18 protein-coding genes and 2 pseudogenes are annotated in these 23,978 nt (G+C 33.9%); 9 read left to right on the top strand and 11 right to left on the bottom strand.

The features are described from left to right. Positions 1–16 precede the first annotated feature (16 nt). Positions 17–187: a hypothetical protein gene (locus MSKOL_RS20915; protein ID WP_231592684.1), complete on the bottom strand. Its 171-nt coding sequence runs from the start codon at positions 185–187 to the stop codon at positions 17–19. Between MSKOL_RS20915 and MSKOL_RS04215 the strand changes: the two are divergent. Together MSKOL_RS04215 and MSKOL_RS19085 are read left to right on the top strand one after the other, a co-directional pair. Then, positions 117–1,142 (top strand): annotated as a pseudogene (locus tag MSKOL_RS04215) (transposase). The gene MSKOL_RS20915 and the pseudogene MSKOL_RS04215 overlap by 71 nt on opposite strands. Positions 1,143–1,411: 269 nt before the next feature. Then, positions 1,412–3,074: pseudogene (locus MSKOL_RS19085) on the top strand (IS1634 family transposase). A gap of 417 nt (positions 3,075–3,491) precedes the next feature. On the opposite strand, the gene MSKOL_RS04230 reads toward MSKOL_RS19085, so the two are convergent. The 10 genes from MSKOL_RS04230 to rfbC all read right to left on the bottom strand — a co-directional run bounded on the left by MSKOL_RS04230 (position 3,492) and on the right by rfbC (position 14,356). Beyond that, positions 3,492–4,526: a glycosyltransferase family 2 protein gene (locus tag MSKOL_RS04230; protein WP_048153898.1), complete on the bottom strand. Its 1,035-nt coding sequence runs from the start codon at positions 4,524–4,526 to the stop codon at positions 3,492–3,494. A 379-nt stretch (positions 4,527–4,905) separates the two neighbouring features. Then, positions 4,906–6,093: a hypothetical protein gene (locus tag MSKOL_RS04235; protein WP_048153900.1), complete on the bottom strand. Its 1,188-nt coding sequence runs from the start codon at positions 6,091–6,093 to the stop codon at positions 4,906–4,908. Then, positions 6,094–7,533, bottom strand: coding sequence for a flippase (locus MSKOL_RS04240; protein WP_048153902.1), 1,440 nt, complete (start codon positions 7,531–7,533; stop codon positions 6,094–6,096). It abuts the gene before it with no gap. Positions 7,534–8,419: 886 nt separating this feature from the next. Then, positions 8,420–8,881 carry an N-acetyltransferase gene (locus tag MSKOL_RS18645; RefSeq protein WP_052725335.1) on the bottom strand — a complete coding sequence of 154 codons (462 nt, stop codon included), beginning with the start codon at positions 8,879–8,881 and terminating at the stop codon, positions 8,420–8,422. A gap of 283 nt (positions 8,882–9,164) precedes the next feature. Beyond that, complete coding sequence (locus MSKOL_RS04255; RefSeq protein ID WP_048153908.1) at positions 9,165–9,875, bottom strand: WbqC family protein; 711 nt, start codon at positions 9,873–9,875, stop codon at positions 9,165–9,167. Between the two features lie 25 nt (positions 9,876–9,900). Beyond that, the gene (locus tag MSKOL_RS04260; RefSeq protein ID WP_048153911.1) at positions 9,901–11,037 is read right to left on the bottom strand and encodes a DegT/DnrJ/EryC1/StrS aminotransferase family protein; all 1,137 of its coding nucleotides are present in this window, start codon (positions 11,035–11,037) and stop codon (positions 9,901–9,903) included. A 271-nt stretch (positions 11,038–11,308) separates the two neighbouring features. Continuing rightward, entirely contained in the window at positions 11,309–12,013 is a 705-nt protein-coding gene (locus MSKOL_RS04265) for a sugar phosphate nucleotidyltransferase (RefSeq protein ID WP_048153914.1), read from the bottom strand. Continuing rightward, the gene (gene rfbD / locus MSKOL_RS04270) at positions 12,010–12,819 is read right to left on the bottom strand and encodes a dTDP-4-dehydrorhamnose reductase (protein WP_048153915.1); all 810 of its coding nucleotides are present in this window, start codon (positions 12,817–12,819) and stop codon (positions 12,010–12,012) included. The genes MSKOL_RS04265 and rfbD overlap by 4 nt, the downstream gene beginning before the upstream one ends. Next, entirely contained in the window at positions 12,792–13,748 is a 957-nt protein-coding gene (gene rfbB / locus MSKOL_RS04275; protein WP_048153918.1) for a dTDP-glucose 4,6-dehydratase, read from the bottom strand. The genes rfbD and rfbB overlap by 28 nt, the downstream gene beginning before the upstream one ends. 56 nt (positions 13,749–13,804) lie before the next feature. Next, positions 13,805–14,356 (bottom strand): dTDP-4-dehydrorhamnose 3,5-epimerase, encoded by a 552-nt coding sequence (gene rfbC / locus MSKOL_RS04280; protein WP_048153921.1) that lies wholly within the window; start codon positions 14,354–14,356, stop codon positions 13,805–13,807. A gap of 1,667 nt (positions 14,357–16,023) precedes the next feature. Between rfbC and MSKOL_RS04290 the strand changes: the two genes are divergently transcribed. From MSKOL_RS04290 to MSKOL_RS04320, 7 genes are all read left to right on the top strand, one after another. After that, a complete protein-coding gene (locus tag MSKOL_RS04290; RefSeq protein ID WP_048153925.1) occupies positions 16,024–16,992 on the top strand; it encodes a glycosyltransferase family 2 protein in 969 nt (322 codons plus the stop codon). Between the two features lie 386 nt (positions 16,993–17,378). After that, on the top strand, positions 17,379–18,530 hold the full coding sequence (wecB, locus tag MSKOL_RS04295) for a non-hydrolyzing UDP-N-acetylglucosamine 2-epimerase (protein ID WP_082091028.1): 1,152 nt from the start codon (positions 17,379–17,381) through the stop codon (positions 18,528–18,530). A 51-nt stretch (positions 18,531–18,581) separates the two neighbouring features. Further along, a complete protein-coding gene (locus MSKOL_RS04300; RefSeq protein WP_048153927.1) occupies positions 18,582–19,523 on the top strand; it encodes an NAD(P)-dependent oxidoreductase in 942 nt (313 codons plus the stop codon). Then, complete coding sequence (locus MSKOL_RS04305; RefSeq protein ID WP_197078827.1) at positions 19,516–20,523, top strand: NAD-dependent epimerase/dehydratase family protein; 1,008 nt, start codon at positions 19,516–19,518, stop codon at positions 20,521–20,523. Before MSKOL_RS04300 ends, MSKOL_RS04305 begins: the two co-directional genes overlap by 8 nt. A gap of 25 nt (positions 20,524–20,548) precedes the next feature. Continuing rightward, entirely contained in the window at positions 20,549–21,715 is a 1,167-nt protein-coding gene (locus tag MSKOL_RS04310) for a glycosyltransferase (protein WP_197078828.1), read from the top strand. Between the two features lie 19 nt (positions 21,716–21,734). Next, positions 21,735–22,766 (top strand): DUF362 domain-containing protein, encoded by a 1,032-nt coding sequence (locus tag MSKOL_RS04315; RefSeq protein WP_197078829.1) that lies wholly within the window; start codon positions 21,735–21,737, stop codon positions 22,764–22,766. Between the two features lie 21 nt (positions 22,767–22,787). Continuing rightward, positions 22,788–23,936, top strand: coding sequence for a glycosyltransferase family 4 protein (locus MSKOL_RS04320; RefSeq protein ID WP_048118551.1), 1,149 nt, complete (start codon positions 22,788–22,790; stop codon positions 23,934–23,936). Positions 23,937–23,978 lie beyond the last annotated feature (42 nt).

Consider the following 23,978-nt stretch of genomic DNA (forward strand, 5'->3'; position numbering starts at 1 on the left):
TGAATTTTAATTAAGGTCATAAAAAATCGTAAATTTTATTGAGAAGGATTTTTAATCCTTCTCTGGTGATTATTACGAAATCTCCACTTATACCACTAAATAAAGATTTCAAATGGATATTGTTGTCCGAAATATTAAATGTTTTTGATTTGAGATTCTGTAAGCAAACTCTTACAAGGAGGGGCATTGTGCCCCTCCACAAATCAGTACCTACTATAAGTACCTACTATAAAAATTGTTCTTCTAAGCATGTTTTTTTCTTTTGAAATCTCGTATACCATCAAGGAATTAAAAGAAAAAGAAAGCTTGAGAAACTTTTTAAAAATCAGTTTAGTACCAACTGAAAATGAAGTTTATGGCATTCTTAGTAAGTATGAACCCCAAGAGTTTAATGCTTTTGTTTTTGAACTCTTGAATGATTTATGCCCTAAGAGAAAAAGTGTGTCAAGAGGCATTATTATTGACAGTACTGACATGAACCTTAACCTGAACTGGCACGCTAAAAAGATTACCCAAGAAAGCCTGAAAAACAAAGAATACAAGTGGGGACATTCAACCCACAGAGGTTTCTTCATTGGTATGAAATTGACTCTTGCACTTGATTCTCAAACATTGAAACCTTTAGCGTTTCTAATTAATGAAGCAAATGCGTCAGAACCTCAAATTTATCAGGAAATACTCAAAGAACTTAAAAGAAAGAGAATAATAAAAGCAGGAGACATTATCTATGCTGATAGAGGATACTACTCCTATGAAAACTACGTTATATCTGTAAGGGAGTTTAAGGTAGTACCTTTAATTTTTCCAAGGAAAAACTGTAATTTTAAGAAACTTTTCAATATGCTTAGATATCCTCTGAAAATATTTGATTCAAGAAGAAATACCGAAAAAGAAATAAAATTCTACAAAGAGATAATTGCAAAATTTAAAGAGCTAATAAGCAAATGGAAAGAACTCAGATCTGTAAGGTCAATCATAGAAGATGTGTTTAAATTGGAGAAGAGAACATACTCTATGGAGAATTACACAGATATACGAGGAGTTCTGTCCAAAAGTACTGTTCGTTAGCTGTACTTTTAGTGGGGATAACTGTAAATTACGGTATTAATGAAAGGAAGAAATTGCAAGCCTTCTCTGAATGAAGAAGTTAAGAGGGGACTATTTCTCAAGTTCTCAAGGATTGGGAATTGGGGAATTTCAAACCGCCGAAAATGAGACATTCTTAACCGCCGTTAATCTTTACTTTCAAAGAAGTGCGATTTTTGCTTGGATTTCTCCTCAAAACCACTATCAGATGCCTTTTCATTTCTCTTTTATTTGTTGATCCTAACTACTAAATTCACTTTAAAAGGTCTAGTACTAACGATTTAATTGGAAAAGTATTTATAAATGTTGATCCTAATTAAAGAGTATGGTATTTTTGAGAAAGAAACTTATCAAAGGCAAACCTTACTGGTACATTGTAGAAGCTGCCAGGGTTAACGGAAAGGTAAAGACTGTTTTTCAGATTTATCTGGGTAGTGCAGAAAAAATACTTGAAATGAAAAAACAATGTGAATCGATGCCTTATGATAAACTTAAGTCTTTTGAGTACGGCAAGCTTGCCGCACTCCTTCATGTAAATGAAGAACTTGGATTCATTGACATAGTAAACAAGCATACTGACAAAAAATTAATAGATGGATTGAGTGTTGGAGAATACCTTTTACTCGATGTAATCGGAAAAAGTCACGGCATTTTAAGTGAAAACGGGATTGAAGACTGGTTCAAAAAATCCCCAATATCTTTCATGTGGAAGTTTCCTCACAAACTAAATTGCCAGAATTTCCTGAACCAAATGAGTTACATTGATTCAGATACAATGAAAAAGATTGAAGACGACCTTTGTCGGATTCTTGTTGAGAAGGGGTTAACTCCATCAATAATGTTTGTTGATGAATCAAACTGGTTTACCTTTGCCACCAATTATGATGAAAAAAGTGAACTGCTTCATAAAGGATATAACAAAAAGCATCGTAAAGACAAAAATCAAATTTGTGTATCACTGGCTGTAAATGAAAACAATATACCCTTTATTCACGAAACTTATCCTGGAAATGTTCCTGATTCGGAAGAATTTTCGGGTATTATAGACAAAATCATAAATCGACTAACTGAATTAAATATCTGTTCTGAAGATCTTGTTCTTGTTTTCGATAAGGGTAACAACTCTAAGGATAACATTGAAAAGGTAATCTCAAAAATGAGTTTTGTAGGAGCCGCAAAAGCAAATCAAGCTGAGGATCTCCCTTGATGTTCCACTTTCAAGGTATGAATACCTGTATAAGAATACAAAAGGTAACGAGATTTTTGGGTGCCGGACAAAACATCAGTTCTACGGAACAGAATTCACAACCGTAATTACCTATAATGAAGGGACTTACAAACTCCAAAAAAGCACTTATGAAACAAACAAATCAAAAATAATTGATCAACTCCAAGACCTGCAGAGAAGATTAGAAAGCAGTAAAGGAAAAGAGAGAAACAGAAGCAGTGTCGAAAATGAAGTTTCAGAAATTATTCTGAAAAAATTCAGGACTGTCATAAAATACGAAATAATTGAAGCTCCTGAAGGTAAGAAAAAACCTCAGTTGAAGTTCTGGGTTGATGAGGAAAACGAAAAAAGGTGTGAAAAAACGTTTGGTAAGAATATTCTGTTTACGGATAAGCAGGAGTGGCATACTAAAAAGATAGTGAAAACATATAACAGTAAAAACCTTGTTGAAGACGATTTTAAGCTGTTGAACGATCATTTACTTGTCCCTGTAGGACCAGTTTATCACCACAAGGATGAAAATATAAGGGTTCATGTATTTTTGGCTATGATTGGCCTGCTTTTCTACAGATATTTGGCCTGGGAAGCAAAGATATATGGGTTTTCTATGAAACAACTGATTGAAAAACTGTCTGAAATTAAGATTGCAGTAGTTCAGGAAAAAGAATCCAAAAAAAGCAAAATTATTGTGGAAGAAATGGACACTAAACAAGCATCGTTATTTTCTTTTCTGAATATGGAGAAATATCTGCCATCGTAATGGAATCGTTGTTGGTAGGATTATTCTTTTGTTAGGCATACACAGATAAAGCCGCAGGATAACGTAAAATCAGTCATCTTTGAAAGCAAAGTTAATAGAAAACACTCGAGCCGTAAGAAGGGAAACTTTCACGTACGTTTCTTGGGAAAAAAGGAGTATTAATCCTCCTGATTTACCCAACAGACAAACATGATATTCTTTGAATAGCATGCACAAACAATGAAAATGCTTGCAGATGGCAGCATTTTCATGCTAGGTGCCCGCAACGAAATAACCTATGCAACATACAATTATGTTTGAAATAAATAATTGAGCTTGTTTACGAAAATACTTGAGTACAGTATAAAAACGTGCCTAAGTTATTTTGCTATGAGTACTAAATAGTTGACTATGTTTTTTATTTGGTTTATGCCCACTTTATCTATTTTTTAAATTCCATATTACGCCTTTAATCATTGCATTTATGACTTCATATTTTTTTTCATAAATTGCTTCCATTGAATGGAACAATATAAAACCTGTGATGGAAGGAATAAAAGTAACCATGTGATACTTGGACAAATTTTTTCTCACGAATAAAATTTTGTTTCTGGTTTTGTAGTAAGCTAAGAATGAATTAAATCCTCCTCCACTACTTGTTGCTATCTTGTGCCATATTTTTGCTTTTGGAACAAAGAGTACCTTAAAGCCTTCTTTTTTCATCCTAAAGCACCAGTCTTCCTCTTCACAGTACATAAAATAATCTGGATCGAAAGCCCCTACTTTTTCGATTACTTCTTTTTTAACTAATAAAGCAGTTCCATCTACACAACTGACAGCTTCTGCTTGACTATATTCATGTTTCAATTTTATTTTTTTATTTCTTTTTTTCTTTGGAATATTTATAATTTTATATTCCATATTTGAACCTGCTGAGCTGATTTTTTCAGGTTCGTCATAGTAGTATATTGTAGGTCCTGCAGCTGCAATTTTTTCATCAGTTTCTGTCCAAGTTATCATTTCTTTTAAAAATTGTTCCTCCACAACTGTATCATTATTTAGGAATAACATATAGTCAGGATGTAGATTTTCTAAAGAATACTTTATTCCAATATTATTTCCTTCAGCAAATCCATAGTTATCATCGTTTCTTAAGAGTACAAGTTCTAATTTGTTAATATAATTTTCAACATTTTCGTCCTGTTTCTTTTCGAATGCCTTGTCTGTTTTTGAAAACTCAATAATTTTAATAGGCTTGTTCATAGTATCAAAGTTAAAGAATTTTGATTTTATTTTGACATTTCCTTTTGCATACTCTTTTATTTTTTCAATAGAGTCATCTTTGGAATTATTATCAACAACTATAACATCATAACTTGGATAGTTTATCTTATATACTGATTCTAAACACTCAATGGTATCTCTCCAACCATTCCAGTTTAAGATAATAATTGAAACTCTCGGATATTTCATTTAATTCCCTCTTTATTGACTTAAGAACGTCACAAAAGTCAAACAATTCGATAATTGGATAATCGAAACGTTAACTTTAAATATGGGTATAATATTTTGCATGAAATTTAGGTAAACACCAACCTTATTGAACATTAATTTATCCCATTTGTAGAATCAAATGGACTTTTACGACGCTTTCGACTCCGTTCAAAATTTATTGATAAAAGTAAGTTTAACATTTTTCAATAAGAATACGAAATAATTTTGTCATATAGTTATGAAGTTGAAGTTATGAAGTTGAATGCACCTTCTGAGCATATATTTTCATACGTGACCAAATTTATAATTGTCAGCAAATATGTGAAATTTGCTTTTACCCCTACAATTTGGAGAAGATCTATGTATAAGTGTATTGCCCTTCATAAAACAACACTAAATTGTTAATGTATTCATCGTAATGATAGTATTTACACACTAAATCATACTGCTTCTTATGATAATCCAAATACATTACTTCATTATCAAGATTTTTTATATCATTGCAGATTTTTTCCATAAGAACAGTATAATCAGAATAAACCGTCCTGAGTTCTTGAAAGTCTTGTGTAAAATAATTAGGGTTGAACACACTAAAACTGATACCTCCACTAAAAATTGATTCCACAAAATAACCATCTAATCCTTCCCCAAAAGTTAAACTCCATTTAGCGTGAGAAATTGTTTTTTTATATTCTTCGTAAGTAAGGTTTTTAATAATCTGAATTTTAAGTTGAGGGAATTCTTTAGCAATTAAATCTAAAATTTTCGGTTTTGTAGGATGGTAATCAGGTGAAACTATCATCAAATTTTCTTTTTCAAAATAATTTTTTTTACGATATTGTTCGGGACTTACAAAAGTAGATAGCTTATGCAAAGGGAGTCCTAGTTCGTTTCTCATTTCATGAGTAGAATATTTTTCATGGGCAGTTGTACATGTTAATTTTCCAAAACGTCCTAATTTTTCAATAGAACTTTTATTTGGTGACAAATCTATATTTTGAAGCATAATATTAATATGCACATCGAATAATTTATTTATTTTTGAATACTCTTCTTTTGAACAATGTTTTATAAAATCATTACAGCTATATTCTGGTATGTGTATGATTAAGTTTTGTAAATTTTTAAAGTAAGGTAAAATTTGAGAGAATCTGTATATATAATTTTGATTGTCAAATTTGGTATATTTTAGAAGCAGGGGATCACCTGGTATTGTACACATAATAACTTCTGCTCCATGTATATGTTTAAGTTTTATCGTTTCTTCGTAAATAGATGAAATTGAATGAATTCCACCATTTATAATATCATACCCTGGAGTTAAAAATATAATTAATTTTTTAGTGTTAGTAGAATAATTCTTACTTAATAATTTATCTTGATATTTTTTGATCTTAAATATTTTGAAGGGATTCCTAATCTTTTTCACATTTTTCAAAAATATTCTTACAAAAGGTATTATTCGTATAAAGGGTCTAAGATTATCTACAAATCGAGTAAGTCCTGAATATCTTATAGATGTAAACCCTTTTTCCTTATTCTTCACTTAGTGCACATCTCCTGCCACAATTGTTTTAAATATATCAATATCGTCATTTTTAAACCCTCCAATAATCCATAAAACTGTGAAGTAGAATACTGTAGCTAATAAAATTAAAACCAGCAAATGTAAATCCATAAAGTAAACAATAAAAAAACTCATTAATATACTTGAAAATATTACTTTTAATATGTTTTTTTGATTATTTTTAGATATAGTATATCCCATTTTTGAACATATGATAATTCCAAAAGTCAAAGATGTAAGTTCTGTTAAAACAGTTGCGCAACTTGCTCCAATGTAGCTATAGTTAGGTATAAAAAGCAGATTTAAAATAATATTTTCTATCATACAAATTCCTGCGCATTTAGTTATAATCATTTGCTTGTTTGAAGTTTCTAACAAACGTGCAAAGGCCCCACCTATGTAGATAGCTACTGAAGACCAAACAAGTATTTGAAGGGCAATTATTGAATTTTGATATCCTTCACCAAAAAGTAACGATATAATTCTATTAGCTAATAAAGTCGTACCTATACCAATTGGAAATCCAATTATAAACATATATTTAAAATATTTTTCATACAAAAGAGCATAATATTTTCTTGAAGTTACATAATATATTGCCATTGAAGGGAAAATAGTAACGTTAATCACCGAAGGAATAAATAATAAGGCCATGATCAATTTGTACGCTACATTGTATAACCCAACTACTTCATTACCTTGCATCAACGAAAGCATTACAGAATCAATCCAGTAATAGATTGTTACAAAAACTCCTGTTAGTCCAAAGGGAAGAGCTTCTTTTATTGTATTTTTCCAGAATAACCCGTTAACTGCAGGTTTCAAGATGATGAACTTCACAAAACAGATAATTAAACTGTAGATAAGAACAATCACACTAACGACTAAATATATAATAGCAAAATAAACAATATCTAAATGCATCTTTATTGAAATTAAAACTCCTAATAGCATCAATAAACTATTTAGAATTTGCCCAAAAGCTTCATATTCCATTTTTTCATTTGCTCGAAATATTGAGTAAAACGTTTTCGAAAAACTACTTACTATAACAGAAAAAGTTACAATATAAACCACTTTGATAGTCTGCGCAGGATAACTTATTAGGTTAAAAATTAATGCTGTTAGACTAACAGTCAATATAGATAAAATAATTTTCATTGTGAACGTATTTCCCAGATATTTGCTTGCAAGCGATTTATCGCGAGCTACTTCTCTTACTGTTAATGTATCCAATCCCAAATCTGTAAAAATACCGAGTATTCCACTAAAAGAAAGAGCAAATGAAATAATACCAAATCCTTCTGCACCCAAATATCGAGCAGTGTACATTACATAAAACAATCCTAAAATATAACTAAAGACTTGGGAAAAAAATAAAACTCCACTATTTTTTGCAATTTTTTTTGCTGTTTCCACTTAATCTGCTCCTATCGTTACTAATTACATTGAGAGTGCAGAGGGTCACAGATGTCCCGCACTTTATGTTGGGATGAAGTAAACCCTCGTCTCTTTTTAGTTTAGTTTAAACCTCTATACCATTGCTTCTCTGTGGAATTAGGCTTCTTAGCGTCACGGTTACAGAAGTTGGCAATGCAACTTTATCTTATGAACATTTTATCTAAATATACAAAACTATTTCCCAGAAACTGGTTGGGGGAGCGAAGCAGATCCGCATCCTCTACAGGATGTTTGACAATTCCTTTCAGTAATAACCGAAATTCTCTTTCCCAATTTAAAGGTCTTAAATGCTTTTTTCGTCTTTTTACCCTAAAATTGAATTGTCGGACAGTCTATTTACGGTTGGGTGATCGCATGCGATTTGATTTTTGTGATCTTACCAATATTGCTTCATTCAATAACTTTAGAATTATTCAGCTTATCTCAAGTAATTCTTTAAAGTTGTTTATTTATCTTATCATTTAAACTTAAGACAAAAACTTCCTGATGATGAGCTGATCTCAAAATTTAACATCACTTTCCATAATCCAGATTCAAAGTAATCAATCGATTCTCTGATCATGGAAATATTTATAATATTTTATGGGTGAGGGGATAAAATTGGTTTTTGAATGAGCTCAATAAATAACTCTGTATAATTTAGTGATGCTTGAATCTCAACTCTAAAGATTTGCTCAAGGAAAGTCCAGATTATCCCTGTAACCATTTTATGGCGGGGAGTATCAGCAGACTTCATGTTATTCGCATTTTTAGAAGATATATTTTTTGAAATTTGAACATTTATTAACGATACCATTTGAAGAACAATTCTGTATAATTTACGGTTGATTCTTTTTAACGAACATTACATATTTTTGACCATTAAGAGACTATTGTTGCAATTTGACTCTATATTAAACCCATTTTTTCTATAAAGTTTCATTGCTTTTATGTTGTTTTTATTTACCTCAAGTTTTATGTATTTCATTGCTTTTTTTCTTGAATGTTCAATTGAAAAATTAATTAATTTCTGAGAAATGCCAGTACCTTGATACTCAGGAATAACGGAAATAGAGCTAATAAAAGCCACTCTTTTAGAATAATCATTCGTATAAATTGCTAAAAAACCGACATCCTCTCCATAATTTTGAATAAAAAAACAGTCGGCATTATAAGTAAGTTTATTCGCATACTTATTTATGTCGACCATTTCATTCAATGGTGGGATAAAGCAGTTACACATTTTTTCAAAATAATTTTTTATTTTTTTTGAACTTGATTCGCTTTTATCAAGTTCAATATAACTTAAAGACAATTCATTTGACATTTCTTAACTCCTAAGCAGTTTATATAAAACTTGTCCTAAAACCAAGTTTTATTTGCTAAATAAAGCTTCAGAATTATTTCACAATTAGAAGACCGAATTACCATTATAAATTCTGGACTCAGAGAGGTAACTTTGAGTTTTACCGTTCACTCATTATGAAACATGAATTTGAAACTTTACTGATTTGAGAATAAGGTTACTTTTGGGATGAGTTTAAAAATTAATGTGCCGAAGTGATATTTTTCCCGAGTTTAATTCAGTTTGCAGTGTCTATCAATTTATTTCATCTGAAAATTTCATAGTTGTCTAACATTTTATTTATTTCTTCGATGCTATTAAACATCATAACATCTATAATTGATAGCGCTTCTTCAAAGTTAGATCTTTTTTGTGTATATCTGGATAAATTAACCTTTAAAAATTGTAAATCAATTCCATTTTCTCTATATTTGTTTTTATCAAATATTTCTACACCGCCTGGTGGATTAATATATGTATCGGCACCCAAAGCTTGAGAAATTCTAAGTGCCCAATCTCCCGGGCCTGAGATATCTCCGAGTTCCAAATCCATTTCTGAAAAAATTGTATAATTCATATCTATTTCTAGGTAGTTACATGTATTTTCTACTAAACGGATGTTTAGTCTTGATAATTTGTTTGTTTTATAGCTAAAGCAATTTTCTAAAAAATCAATAATGTCACTATAATATGGCGCAGTCTTCTTATAATGCTCTAATTGAGCTAATATCGTCTCAGCCCACGGTTTTGACTCATCGATAAGTACGTCTTTTATTAGAGCACTTTTTGTGCCCCTATCAACGGGAATCACTATATATTGCCATCCTTCTTTAGGTTTAAGAATCCTATTGCGGTTAATCCATCCCTTTTTTATGTGTTGGACTGTATCAAAAAAAACCCATTTATCAGTATGTTTTATTAAACTAAAGTATCCTAAATACGGGAAAAAATATGGTTGCATTATTCCTATTTTCATGAAACAACCTCATTTTAATATAATATTAGTTTTTGGATAGCTCATTTAGGATTTTAATTATCTCTTTTATTTTTTTTAGTGGCAATTCTGGATAAATTGGCAAACACATAACTCTACTCGCAATGTCCCTTGATACTGTTTGGGGGTCATACGGTTGCAAATATCCTAGTGTATCCAACGATGGATAGAAGTACCGTCTTGGGTTAATACCAGTAGCATTCATGGTGGCTTTGACTTCCATAAGCCTTTTCTCGTTTTCTAACAGCACAGGAAAATAGCTATAATTATTGGTACATTGGAAATCGCGCTTTTGTATTTGCACATAATCCTTGAGAGCATTTTCGTAGTAGCTCCAAATTTTAGCTCTTTGTTCCAATATTGTATCTATTTCATCCAAAATACAAAGGCCCATGGCAGCTTGAAATTCATTCATTTTGGCGTTTATACCTAATTCTATGACTGAATCTGGACCATTAATGCCAAAGTTAATCATCAGTTTAGCTCTTTCAAGAGCTTCTTTGTTTCTGAAGATGATCGCTCCGCCTTCGATGGTATGAAAAAGCTTGGTAGCATGGAAGCTAAGTATTGTAGCATCGCCATAAGACAGTAAACTTTTACTATTATATTGTACTCCAAAAGCATGTGCTCCGTCATAGATCGTTTTCAAACCATACTTTTGTGCGATCTTTTCAATTTTTTCCACATCACAGGCATTACCAAATACATGTACTGGTACTATTGCTGTAGTTTTTGGTGTAATAGCTTCTTCAATTTTTGAGGGATCAATACAGAACGTTTCAGGATCTATATCTACGAAAATAGGTTCAATGCCTTCCCAAACGAGAGAACTAGTAGTGGCAACAAAACTAAAGGGAGTAGTTATTGCTTGTTCAGTTACTCCAAGAACCTTATATGCAATTTGTAAGGCAAGAGTTCCATTCGTTACAAGTAACAGATTTTTCACACCTAAATATTCTTCAAGTCTCGCAGTTAACTCCTTTACTAATTGTCCATTATTGGTTACCCATGCAGTACTGTAAATTTTGTCTATATACATGTCTAGCTTGGTACGATCAGGCAAATAAGTTTTAGTAACATTGATAACTTCATGTTTTTGTGGCTCAAAAGGATCTGACAAACACGTTTTAGTAATATTGGTCATCTCATACTCACCCTATTAATTAAAATTTATCAATCAAGTTTACATATTTGCACTCTCATCGATCTCGTTCTGTGAATTTATTATGTTTGTGTGCTGTTGTACTAGTGTCTAAGCAATTTAGTTATGGATCATTATAATTAAGAGCGGGACTACAGATGAAGTATTTTCTGTGTATTGATGTATCATAACTACGTTGCCATGACACTAGTGTCGCATCAATCTTTAAGGATTAAGTTATACTAAATGGTTATAACCGAATTTATACGACATTTCACTGCTGACGTGACACTAGTATGCTAGCTCTTAATAGACTCTCAAAAGTCCCAGCGTCGCTCCAGAATCCTTCAAGTACTCCGTACCCCATTTCACCTTTATTTATGTAATAATTATTTACATCTGTAATCTCAAGTTCTCCTCTTCCAGAGGGTTTAAGTGTTTTAATTGCATCAAAAACATCAGAATCATAAATATAAAGTCCCGTAACCGCAAAATTAGACTTCGGCTCTTTTGGTTTTTCCTCGATCCCTATTACTTTCTTACCTTTTAGTTCTGCTACTCCAAACCTATGAGCATCAGACACTTCTTTCAGAAAAATCTTAGCACCATTATTAAAATTTGTAACATTCTCTTTGATGTCGTCCTGGAAGATATTATCCCCAAGAATAACAGTTACACTGTCCCCCTCGACAAAATCTTCAGCTAAACTAAGTGCCTGGGCAATTCCTCCAGCCTTTTCCTGAATTTCATATGTAAAATGTACTCCATGATCTGCTCCGGAACCTAAAAGTTCTAAAAAATGCCCTGCATGCCCTCTGCCAGACACTATCATTATATCTTTTATTCCGGCGTTTATTAGAGTCTTGATTGGATAGTAAATCATTGGTTTATCATATACTGGCAAAAGGTGTTTGTTGGTCACTTTGGTTAGAGGATACAGTCTGCTGCCTGTTCCGCCTGCAAGTATAACGCCTTTCATATATTTCTCTCCTTCAAATAATCCGTAAGTGCTTCTCTCCAGTGTCTCATGGGTCTGGTTTTAGTATTCACAAGGGCTGAATATTTCGGCCTGTTTGCTTTTCTTGGGAATTCTTCGCTAGTACAGGGGACTACGTTGTCAATAATCGAAGAAGCAAATTCATACCAGGAACAAACTCCATCATTTGTAATATGGTAGATTCCGGGTTCGAGTTCCATAATTTCTTTTGTTTTATTAGCCAAGTCAATCGTATATGTTGGTTTTCCGAATTGGTCATTGACAACCTTTACATTACCCATTTCTTTGGATAATTTCAGCATGGTTTCAACAAAGTTTTTCCCATGAATTCCAAAAAGCCAGGAAATTCTTATAATTCTGTAGTCATCCATATTCTCGATGATCTTCCTTTCACCGAGAAGTTTCGAGTGACCGTATATATTAATCGGGTTTGTGATGTCAGATTCGATATATTCTTCCTTATATCCATCAAAAACGTAATCAGTACTGAAATGGACAAGCTTTGCGTCTACTTTGATGCAGGCTTCTGCAATATACCCCGGTCCGTGTCCATTGACCTGAAAAGCAAATTCCTGGTTGTCTTCGCAGCCGTCTACATTGGTATACGCTGCTGCATTTATTACAACAGCAGGTTTTATTTTTAAAATCGATTCAATAACCTGTTCTCTGTTTGTGATATCAATATCTTTATGTGTCAGTTTCACAGCATCCCGAAACACTTTGCAAAGATCGAATCCTAACATTCCGTCGGCACCGATTATCAGTGTTTTAATGGCTCCCACCACCATCTGCTTTCCACATACCATCTGACTGTATGTTCCAGGGCAGTATCAAATTCGTACTGAGGTTTCCAACCCATCTTTTCCAGTTTACTGCCATCAAGGGAGTAACGGAAATCGTGACCCTTTCGGTCTTCAACGTATTCGATTGAAGATTCATCTTTGCCAAGCATTTTAAGAATACGGTGAGTAATTTCGAGGTTTGTAAGTTCGTTCCCGCCATCTATATTGTAGATTTCTCCACTACTTCCGTTGTGGAGGACAAAGTCTATTGCAGAACAGTGATCTTCTACATAAATCCAATCCCGAATATTCAGGCCTGTCCCGTAGATAGGGACTTTTTCTCCTTCCATTAGTCTACTGATGAAAAAAGGAATTAGTTTTTCAGGATACTGGTAGGGACCGAAGTTGTTTGTGCAGCGGGTTATACATACCGGCAAGCCATATGTAGTATGATAGGACATTGCAAGGAGATCTGAGCCTGCTTTACTTGAGGAATAGGGACTTGAGGGATTTAGATTGTCTTTTTCGGAAAAAGAACCTTCCATAGTGCTTCCATAAACTTCATCAGTTGAAACATGAATGAATTTTTTGATTTTATTTGCAAGGGCACTCTGAAGAAGGGTGTTTGTTCCAAGTACGTTTGTCCTTACAAAGACCGATCCATCCTCAATTGAACGATCTACATGACTTTCTGCTGCAAAGTGAACAACCTGATCTACCTTTTTCATAACTTCATTGACAATAACAGGATCACAGATGTCACCTTTGACAAAAGAGTAGTTTGGATTGTCCTCAAGATCTTTGAGGTTTGCGGGGTTCCCAGCATAGGTTAGTTTATCAAGATTTACAATTTGAGAATATGGATATTTTTCCAAAATATAATGGATAAAGTTGCTGCCTATAAATCCGCAGCCGCCTGTTACAAGCAATTTCAATTCAATCACCTTTTTTGTAGATTTATATATATTTTTTGGGTAAACATTTTACTTAATCAAAAATTCATTTTGGCGTTTTTCAATTCTGGCAGAAGCTTATCCTTCTCTGAAAATTTTTCATCTTTTTCAGGTATTTTCCAGTCAATATTTAAGGAGGGGTCGTTGTAAATGATACCAGCTTCGGCTTCTGGGTGATAATATTCATCACATTTGTAAGCAAAAACAGCAGTTTCACTCAGGACCGAAAAACCGTGAGCAAAGCCTTTTGGAATTAAAAATTGCCTTTTGTTATCACCGGAGAGCTCTACACCCACCCATTCTCCAAAAGTTGGTGAGTTCTTTCTCAGATCTACGGCAACATCATATACTCTTCCTTCCAGAACTCTTACAAGTTTTGCTTGGCTATAAGGAGCTAGCTGGTAGTGAAGGCCCCGGATTACACCATATGAAGATTTAGATTCGTTGTCCTGGATGAAGTTGTATTCTTTTCCTGTTAAATTATCTAGAGGCTTTTTGCTGTAGCTCTCAAAAAAATACCCTCGGTCATCTGTAAAAACTCTAGGTTCCATTATTATGAGGTCTCTTATCTTTGTTTTTATAAGATTCATTGAATTTTGTCGCCCCTCATATTCTCAAAATTTTTTCGTAGGTGTGGATTTTTATCAAGCTCGAATCATGATTTCAACTGAAGATACCCCTTATAAGTATCTTTAATTCTATCTCTCAATGGAATTTTAGCTTTCAATCCAAATCCACTTAACCTTGAAACATTTATCAACTTTCTTGGAGTTCCATCAGGCTTTGAAGAATCATACCTTATCTCTCCTTCAACTTCTACAACCTATTTTTATCAATTTCACAAGTCACTGATTGTAACATATTCTCCTAACCCCTATATTCACAAACTCTTCAATCTTAGAATAATTATAATTCTCCATCAAATACAATATAATGCAACTTTGGACAAACTCTTTCCCTCTATTTTGTCAAAAAATTATAAGGGATAATTTATCAAATCTTTAGTTTCATGTCTAGAATAATTTCACTCTTCATTTTAACTGCAAAATAACTAAAATATTATTCTTTCTTTGACTTAAAGAGATCATTTGAAGTTCCAAACCCGACACAAATTCTCCCATTTGGTTTCTGGTCTATATCGAGATTAAGCAGATAAGCAATTACTACACCTAGCCATTATAGCAAATGCAATAAAATAATAGTAAATATCACGCAGATCCATTTTTGCTTAATTCCTTAAAAAGACCCTTGTTCGAGTTTCCTTTTTTATACCATTATTTTTGCTACTTATAGTTACGAGGCTAAATAATGCAACTACCTAATGAGGTACAATGAAGTTTTTTGTTGCATAATTACAGACGCGACTATAGATGGTGGTGCCCTGAACTTTATGCTCATAGTTATCTTATACAATTTATTAAATCGAAGAGGCATATAATTTTTAATCTTTTCTTGCAAATCTTTGTAGCAAATTTAAATATCTCAGTAACTTAATTATTATTTAACTTTATATATATGTCGATTCAGTTAGAATCCTCGCTTTAAAGAGACATATCTGTTGAAAGATTTCTCAGTAAAAGTGGCTAAACTTGTTAGAAATGACAGGAACTAACCAGTTTGGCTAACATTCCAGCAGAAGCTTTAATCCCGTATCTACCCTTTTGATGATCCTGCTTACTCTGGCCGAGACTTTCATCGCTATTAAAGGAATCTTATAACCTTTAATATCAGACTTGATTAAATATGCCGTAAAAAGCCGTAATTCCGACTGAAGCTGTCTGACTAATTCTCGTGTTTTTACTCCAACTTTTCCCCTTATATCCATATATTGCCGCAAGCGACCCTGTATCCGACATATTTTGGAAACACACTCTCCAATGCGAATTTTATCTGCAAAATATAGAAAAACGTGCCCTACAGTTTACAGGATAGCTTTTTTGGAGTCTTGATTTATGCTTTGCAAGATATCATTCACGGAAAATTTATATTTATGGAGCTATGTATACATGACTTTACCTAAATAACTTAATTTTATATTCATTTGTACAAAAAAGGATGACTAATAAGATTATTCTCCAATTATTTTCATTCATTAAATGAATTGCAGTAAATTTATATGATAGTTTTTCATATTAGTCTCCAAAAAGTTAATATCGCAGTATATATTAGACACTTATAATATTATCGGAATTAAATGGCCTTTCAGGCTCATAGGCAAATTCACTTTAAATTGCATAATATCCAGGGGTCATCCAAATTGAGCAAAGAAAAAATAGTGGATAAGAGTGCCCAGCGCATAGTCCAAAAACAAAGTGAGTGTGTAAAGAGCACAGCCCCGCAGAATGTCACAGTGATCCTTCCTGCCTATAATGAAGAAATTTCCATAGGAAGTGTAGTCCTGCTTGCCAGATACTATGCCGACAGCGTAATCGTGGTCGATGATGGCAGTTCGGACCGGACAGCCGAGATTGCAAAAAAAGCAGGAGCCGAGGTAATTGTTCATGAGGCAAACAAAGGGAAAGGCGCAGCCCTCAAGACCGGTTTTGCAGCCGCAGACGACCTGGGCGCAGATATTATAGTTACAATGGACTCAGATGGTCAGCACAATCCTGCCGAGATCCCGAAGCTTGTTGATCCTATTATTAAAGGTGAAGCCGACATGGTCAACGGCAGCAGATACCTAAACGGCCTGGATAAGAATACGCCTTCCTACCGTCGTGTTGGCCAGACTATTCTTGACGGGGCCACCAAGCTAAATTCAGGGCTTCAGATTACCGATTCCCAGAGCGGCTTTCGCGCCTTTTCAGCCTCAACGAAAAATGTTTTCCGCTTCAAAGCTCAGGGTATGGCTATTGAAAGCGAAATGCTTGCAGATGCAGGCAAATCTGGCCTTCGTATAGCCGAAGTTGAAATTGGCGTCCGATACGACGTAGACTGTTCAACTGTAAACCCGATAAAACACGGCTTTGGAGTTCTTTTTATGATTTTAAAAGATATTGAATTCAACAAACCTCTTTACTACCTTACAGTCCCGGGATTGATTCTTGGAATAAGTGGTTTTATTATGGGCGCTTATTTTGTACAGGATTTCACGATGGGAAAAAGTTTGTATTTTGGGCCTACAATGCTCATGATTCTGTTTATTATCGTAGGAAGTTTCATGGCTTTGACAGGTATCTTACTGCATTCCATATCTACAATTTTGAAGGACGTGAAGACAGCGTAAATTCTTTATGTAAGTGGCTGGCAGTTTATAAACTTCATTTTTCAGGCAGTATATAAATTGGAGCGTTATATTTGTTATGTAATTCTCTTGAGATGCCGATACTGTGCTGGATTTCAGTCTAATAATTTCAGTCTAATAATTTCAGTCTAATAATTTCAGTCTAATAATTTCAGTCTAATAATTTCAGTCTAATAATGTGTTAGTTCGATCCACAATATGGGAATACAAACGACATGATATTCTTCGAATAACATGCACAACCAATGAAAGTGCTTGCAGATGGCAGCATTTTCATGCTAAATATGGTGAATAATACTTGAGAATTTATGTTGAATTGGTTGCTAAAGTAATAAAAACTAAGATTATTAAAAAAGGTGTTAATAGCAATGATCGGTATTATTCTAGGTACACGACCGGAAATTATCAAAATGTCTCCTGTCATAACAGAATGCGAAAAACTAAACCTGAAATATTTCATACTTCACACTGGTCAGCATTATTCCTATGAAATGGATCGTATTTTTTTTGATATGCTAAATCTCCCTCAACCTGACTACAACTTAGATACAGGTTCTGGAACCCACGCTTCACAGACTGGTAAAATCATGCTGGGTATTGAAAATGTTCTCTCCATGGTACAACCTGACATTGTTCTTGTACAGGGAGATACTAATACCGTTCTTTCTGCAAGTCTTGTGGCAGCTAAATTAAATATTAAAGTTGGGCATGTTGAGGCTGGTCTCAGGAGCTTTGACCGAAATATGCCAGAAGAGATAAATCGCATTGTCTCAGACCATATTTCCGATTATCTTTTTGCTCCAACTGAAACTTCATATCAACAATTAGTAAAAGAGGGAATTGATCCTGAAAGGATCTTTGTCACGGGAAATACCGTTGTCGATGCAGTATATCAAAATATCAAAATTGCAAAAAATAAAGTAGATATACTGAAAAAACTGGGCTTATTTCCTAAAAAATATATCCTTGTTACCTTTCATCGAGCTGAGAATGTAGATATCAAAGAAAGGATGGAAGGAATTATTACAGGACTAAAATTGATTAAGGATTATTTTTCACTTCCAATCATTTTTCCGATTCATCCAAGAACTGAAAAAATGGTAAAACAGTTCGGCTTTTCTCTAGAAGGAATTAATATTATCCCTCCACAGGGATTTCTTGAGTTCCTTCAACTGGAAGCTAATGCCAAATTTGTATTAACAGATTCCGGAGGCTTACAGGAAGAAACCTGCATACTGGGAGTACCTTGCATTACTTTAAGGGATAATACTGAGCGTCCGGAAACTCTGGAAGTCGGGTCCAATGTTCTTGCAGGTGTGAATCCGCTTGTAATACTCAGCCATGCTAAGAATGCAGTTAGGGAAAAACATTGGAATAATCCCTATGGCAATGGGACTGCGGCAAAATTAATCGTAGACATATGCAAGAATGCAATCAAGGAGAAAAATTGGAGTAATCAATATAAAGATGAAGCTACGGAAAAAATTGCTTTAGATATCTGCGGAGAAGTTTCGAAATAATACCGTCAGTTAAATATTAATAAATTATTATTAAAGACCCGGAGAAAAAATATGGAAACCCAAAGAATACTTGTTACTGGTGGAGCAGGTTTCATCGGTACAAATCTTGTTAATGAATTGAAAAGTAGAGGTCACGAAGTAATCGCGGCTGATCTCTATAACACCAGGCGTGAAAATTACATTAGAGCTGATGTCAGAAACTATAGACAAGTTGAAAGAATTTTTGAACAATCAAAATTCGACTACGTCTATCATTTAGCAGCCGAATATGGCCGATGGAATGGAGAGGATTACTATGAAAATCTCTGGCAGACCAATGTGATAGGCACTAAGAATATGCTTCGGCTCCAGGAGAAACTCAAATTCCGCATGATTTTTTATTCTAGTGCAGAAGTGTATGGAGATTATAATGGGGTTATGACCGAAGATGTGATGGAAAATAACCCCATTAAAGATACTTATCAAATGAATGACTATGCCATCACTAAATGGGATGGGGAACTTATGTGTATGAACTCTGCGAAGATGTTTGGAACAGAGACTGTCAGGGTTCGTCCCGTAAATTGTTATGGTCCCTATGAACATTATACACCTTATCGAGGTTTTATTCCTAAATTTATCTATCTGGCCCTCCATAATAAACCGTACACGGTGCATGGCGGACATAAACGAATAATCGACTTCGTTGAAGATTCCTGTAATACCTGGGCAAATATTGTTGATAATTTCATTCCTGGAGAGGTCTACAATGTAGCTGGAAGGCCTGAATGGGAGAAAGATATTAAAGAATATTCAGATCTTGTGTTGAAAGCCGTAGGTATAGATGATTCCCTTGTTACTTATGAAGGGGCAGAAGAGTTTACAACAAAAGTAAAAACAATTGATTGTTCTAAAGCCATAAAAGACCTTAAACATAATCCAAAAGTTTCTCCAGAAAAAGGGATAAGCAGAACAGTAGAATGGATGAAAAAATATTATAGAATAGGTGAATAAAGTGAGAGACTATACAAGTGATTATGAAGGAAAAACTATACTTGTTACTGGAGGAGCTGGTGCTATTGGAGGAAACCTCTGCCGAAAACTCTCCGATATGAACGCACATAAGGTTATCATATTAGATGATCTCTCCTCTTCTTATGAGTGGAACATACCAGAAGCAGATAACATCTTTTTTGTTAAAGGGAGCATTTTGAATGATGAAATGCTCAAGCGGGTCTTCAAAGAAAAACCTGATTATGTATTCCATCTAGCTGCCCATTTTGCAAACCAGAATTCTGTTGACAACCCTGAGAAAGACCTCATGATCAATGGTATAGGGATTCTCAAAGTTCTTCAGTACGCTCAACTTGTTAGTGTAAAGCGGTTTGTTTATTCCTCATCCGGATGCGGAGTTTATGGGCTTGATTCCAAAATGCCATTCGAAGAACATGATATTTCAATCAGTCTTCACACACCTTATCAGGTAACGAAACTTCTTGGTGAACTGTACACCAATTACTTCCATAATCTTTACAATATGCCCATTGCAAACGCTCGCTTCTTCAACTCCTATGGGCCAGGGGAAGTTCCAGGAAAGTATAGAAATGTAATCCCCAACTTTTTCTACTGGGCGATGAAAGGACTGTCACTCCCAATTACTGGTAACGGCACAGAAACAAGAGACTGGACTTATGTAGGAGACATTGTCAATGGTCTGGTTGCCATGGGTATAGAAGAAGAAGCCATTGGTGAGGCTTTTAACCTTGGTTCAGGGATAGATCATCAGGTCATTGAAATGGCAACAATTGTCAATGGATTAACGAATAACGAAGCTGCAGTTACTTTTAAAGAACGCAGGGACTGGGATGTAAAGACAAAACTTCTTTCCTGCGTTGATAAAGCGAATAGGGTACTTGGTTATAAACCTCAGATGAAATTTGAGGACGGCCTGAAAAATGTACATGCCTGGTTTGAAGAAAATTGGGAAAATATTGAGAAGAGTGCAGAGTTCTGATGTGTGATGCTGAATGAATATCTTAGTGCTTCAGGAAACCGATTGGATAAAAAGAGGGCCTCATCAACAGCACCATTTAATGGATAGAATGGCGTTGAAAGGCCATAAGATAAGAGTAATTGATTACGACTACCTCTGGAAAGAAGACAAAGATAAAGAAATAATCACCGGTCGGAAAGAGATTAATGGAGCTTACAAAATATTTAAGGAAGCTGATATTACTCTTATCAGGCCAGGAATGATTAAAGTTCCTATCCTTGATGTAGCATCTATCTTTTACTTCCATAAAAAAGAAATTAAAAAACAGATTAAAGAGTTTAATCCAGATGTAATAATTGCATTTGGCATTCTTAATGCATATATTGGTATGCAGCAGGCTAAAAAGCACAATATTCCCTTTGTATATTATCTTATAGACCATTTACATACATTGCTTCCAGGTGAACTCAAACGAAAAACCGCAGAACAGTTTGAGAAATGGACAATCAAGGGCGCAGATAAGGTATTTGTTATTAACCAGGGTTTAAGAGACTATGCTATGGAGATGGGTGGAAATAGCAATAAAATATCTGTAGTACCTGCAGGCGTTGATCTTGAAAAATTTAATCCTCAGGTAGATGGTTCATTGATCAGAGAAAAATATGGGGTCAAAAAAGATGATATCTTATTGTTCTTTATGGGGTGGATATACGAGTTCTCGGGAATGAAAGAAGTTGCAGAAAGTATTTCTACCACTAAAAACGAACACTTTAAATTAATGGTAGTCGGAGAAGGAGATCTCTTCAAACCTTTACTCAAAATGAAAACTGAAAAAAAACTGGATGGAAAATTAATACTAACAGGAAAAATCCCGTTTGAAGAAGTCCCAGAACATATTGCTGCTGCCGATGTTTGCCTTTTGCCAGCTTATAAAAATGAAATTATGATGAACATAGTGCCAATCAAGGTCTACGAGTATATGGCTGTAGGAAAACCTGTAATAGCCACCAACCTTCCTGGTATACAAAAGGAGTTTGGATTGAATAATGGAATTAACTATATTGAAGACTCAGCTGATACGTTAGAAAAAGCAACATGGCTTTACAAATCACATAAAGTTGAAGATGAAGGTGAAAAAGCATACTCCTATGTTCATAATTTAAGTTGGGATAAAATTACTGTTCAGTTTGAAAATCTCTTGAGCAATTGTTAAAAAGAAGAGAAAGATGAATATGCCAGCTAACAGCCCTAAAGTCTATATTAACACAATTAATGAACAAAATCTTTTAGAAGAAATTCAAAAAGGATTAGAATTCATACAAGTAGATGAAATTATCAATAGGAATTCTGTAATTTTTATCAAACCGAATTTAACTGATTATATTCACAAACCTGGAATAACCACAACTCCACAAATGATTAAAGCAGTAATAGAAACGTTTTCTCCACGCGTAAAAAAAGTGTTTGTGGGAGAATCAGATGGAGGAAACTATTCTTACTCAGCGGATACTTCTTTGAAGAACCATGGTATTTTTGACGTTGCTAGTCATTTTTCCAATGTAGAGGTTGTCAATCTTTCAAAGTTGCCTAGAAAGAAAGTTATCGAAAATGTATGTGGAAAAGAAGTGTGGGTTGATCTTCCAGACTTATTACTTAACGAAATAGATTGTCTTGTTTCAGTACCTGTCCTGAAGACTCATGCAATGACTCATGGAACTTTTAGTATTAAAAATCTATGGGGATGTTATCCTGATCCAATGAGGCTACTTTACCATAAAAACCTTGACTATAAACTGGCTCTTATCAGCAAATTAACTAAAAATAAGATTCAAATAGTCGACGGCTTCTGGGCACTGGATGGTCATGGTCCTATGGAAGGAACTCCTGTAAAAACAAATAAGATTTTAATCTCGAATAACCCTGTTGCAGTTGATTCTTCAGCAGCATACTTAATGAATCTAGATAAAAGTAAAATAAAACATCTGGGTATAGCTGAACAATTTGGTCTGGGAATATCTGATATTAATAAAATTCAATATAATAGAGATGTGCATAGAGAGAAGTTACAAAGTTTCAAGCCTTATAAAGTAAGACTTGACTATCTTTCAGTTTTACTGTTTAAAAGTGAAATCCTTTCAAAAATTGTATTGTCTTCTCCAATTACGCCCCTTATTTATAAAATCGTGAATGTTTCAAGGCCAAAAAACAAAAGGACATACTGTGCAGAGCATAATAAAGCTAAAAATGAATTCCGCGGCAGGTAAAATACTTCCATATGTGGTACTATGAAAATACTACAGGTCATTCAATTTTTTTCTTCAAACCATGGGGGTTCAGCAGTAGTTCCCTATGAATTATCAAAAAATCTTCAAAAAAGAGGGCATGAAGTTACAGTCCTGACAACTGATTTTCAACTAAATAATGATTTTATTGATTCATTAGAGGGAGTAGAAGTTATTCCTTTTCATTGTCAATTGAGTATAGGAGGCTTATTAGTTTCTCCTTCTATAAACAAGTACTTAAATGAAAATATTGCTAAATTCGATATCATCCACATGCACAACTTTAGAACTTATCAAAATATTATTGTTTATAAATATGCAAAAAAATATAATATTCCTTGCATTCTCCAGGCGCATGGCTCGGTATCTCGAATTGTCGAAAAAAAAAGTTTAAAATACATTTATGATGTGTCTTGCGGAAATCGATTGCTAAAAAGCGTATCAAATGTTATTGCTGTATCTAATGTTGAAGTTAATCAATATTTACAAATGAATGTCCCTCTTGAAAAAGTAGTTGTTATCCCAAATGGTATAGATATTGGTTCATTTTCTAACTTACCTAAAAAAGGTAGTTTTAGAGCCAAGTACCATATTAACCAGAAGCATATGATATTGTATTTAGGCAGGCTGCACGAAAGAAAAGGTATTGATTTTTTAATCAGATCATTTGCAGAGCTATTAACTGAAATGGATAATGTTATTTTGGTACTGGCAGGTCCAGATGATGGACATCTAAACAAGGCAAAATCTATAGTTGAAGAATTAAGCCTAAATGATAAAGTCAAGTTTACTGGTTTTATAAGTAGTGCTGAAAAACTCGAGGCATATATGGATGCTGATGTCCTGGTTTATCCCTCGGTTCTTGAAATATTTGGTCTTGTTCCATTCGAATCTATTACATGTGGAACTCCAGTTATCGTAACTGATGATTGTGGTTGTGGTGAATTTATAAAAAAAGCTAATTGTGGATACTTGGTAACATACGGGGATATAATTGATTTGAAATACAAAATTAGGCAGATACTTGAGAATCCTGATATTGGAAGCAAATTTGTTGAGAATGGGAATAAATATATTACAAATAATTTAACCTGGCCACTGATTTGCAAAAAAATAGAGACGCTTTATGAGGATTGTATTCATAAAAAGTGAATGTGTTACAATCCATTTCGAGACCCTCGGAAGACCAGGAAA

It is taken from the genome of Methanosarcina sp. Kolksee (genome assembly GCF_000969945.1).
Lineage (GTDB): Archaea > Halobacteriota > Methanosarcinia > Methanosarcinales > Methanosarcinaceae > Methanosarcina > Methanosarcina vacuolata.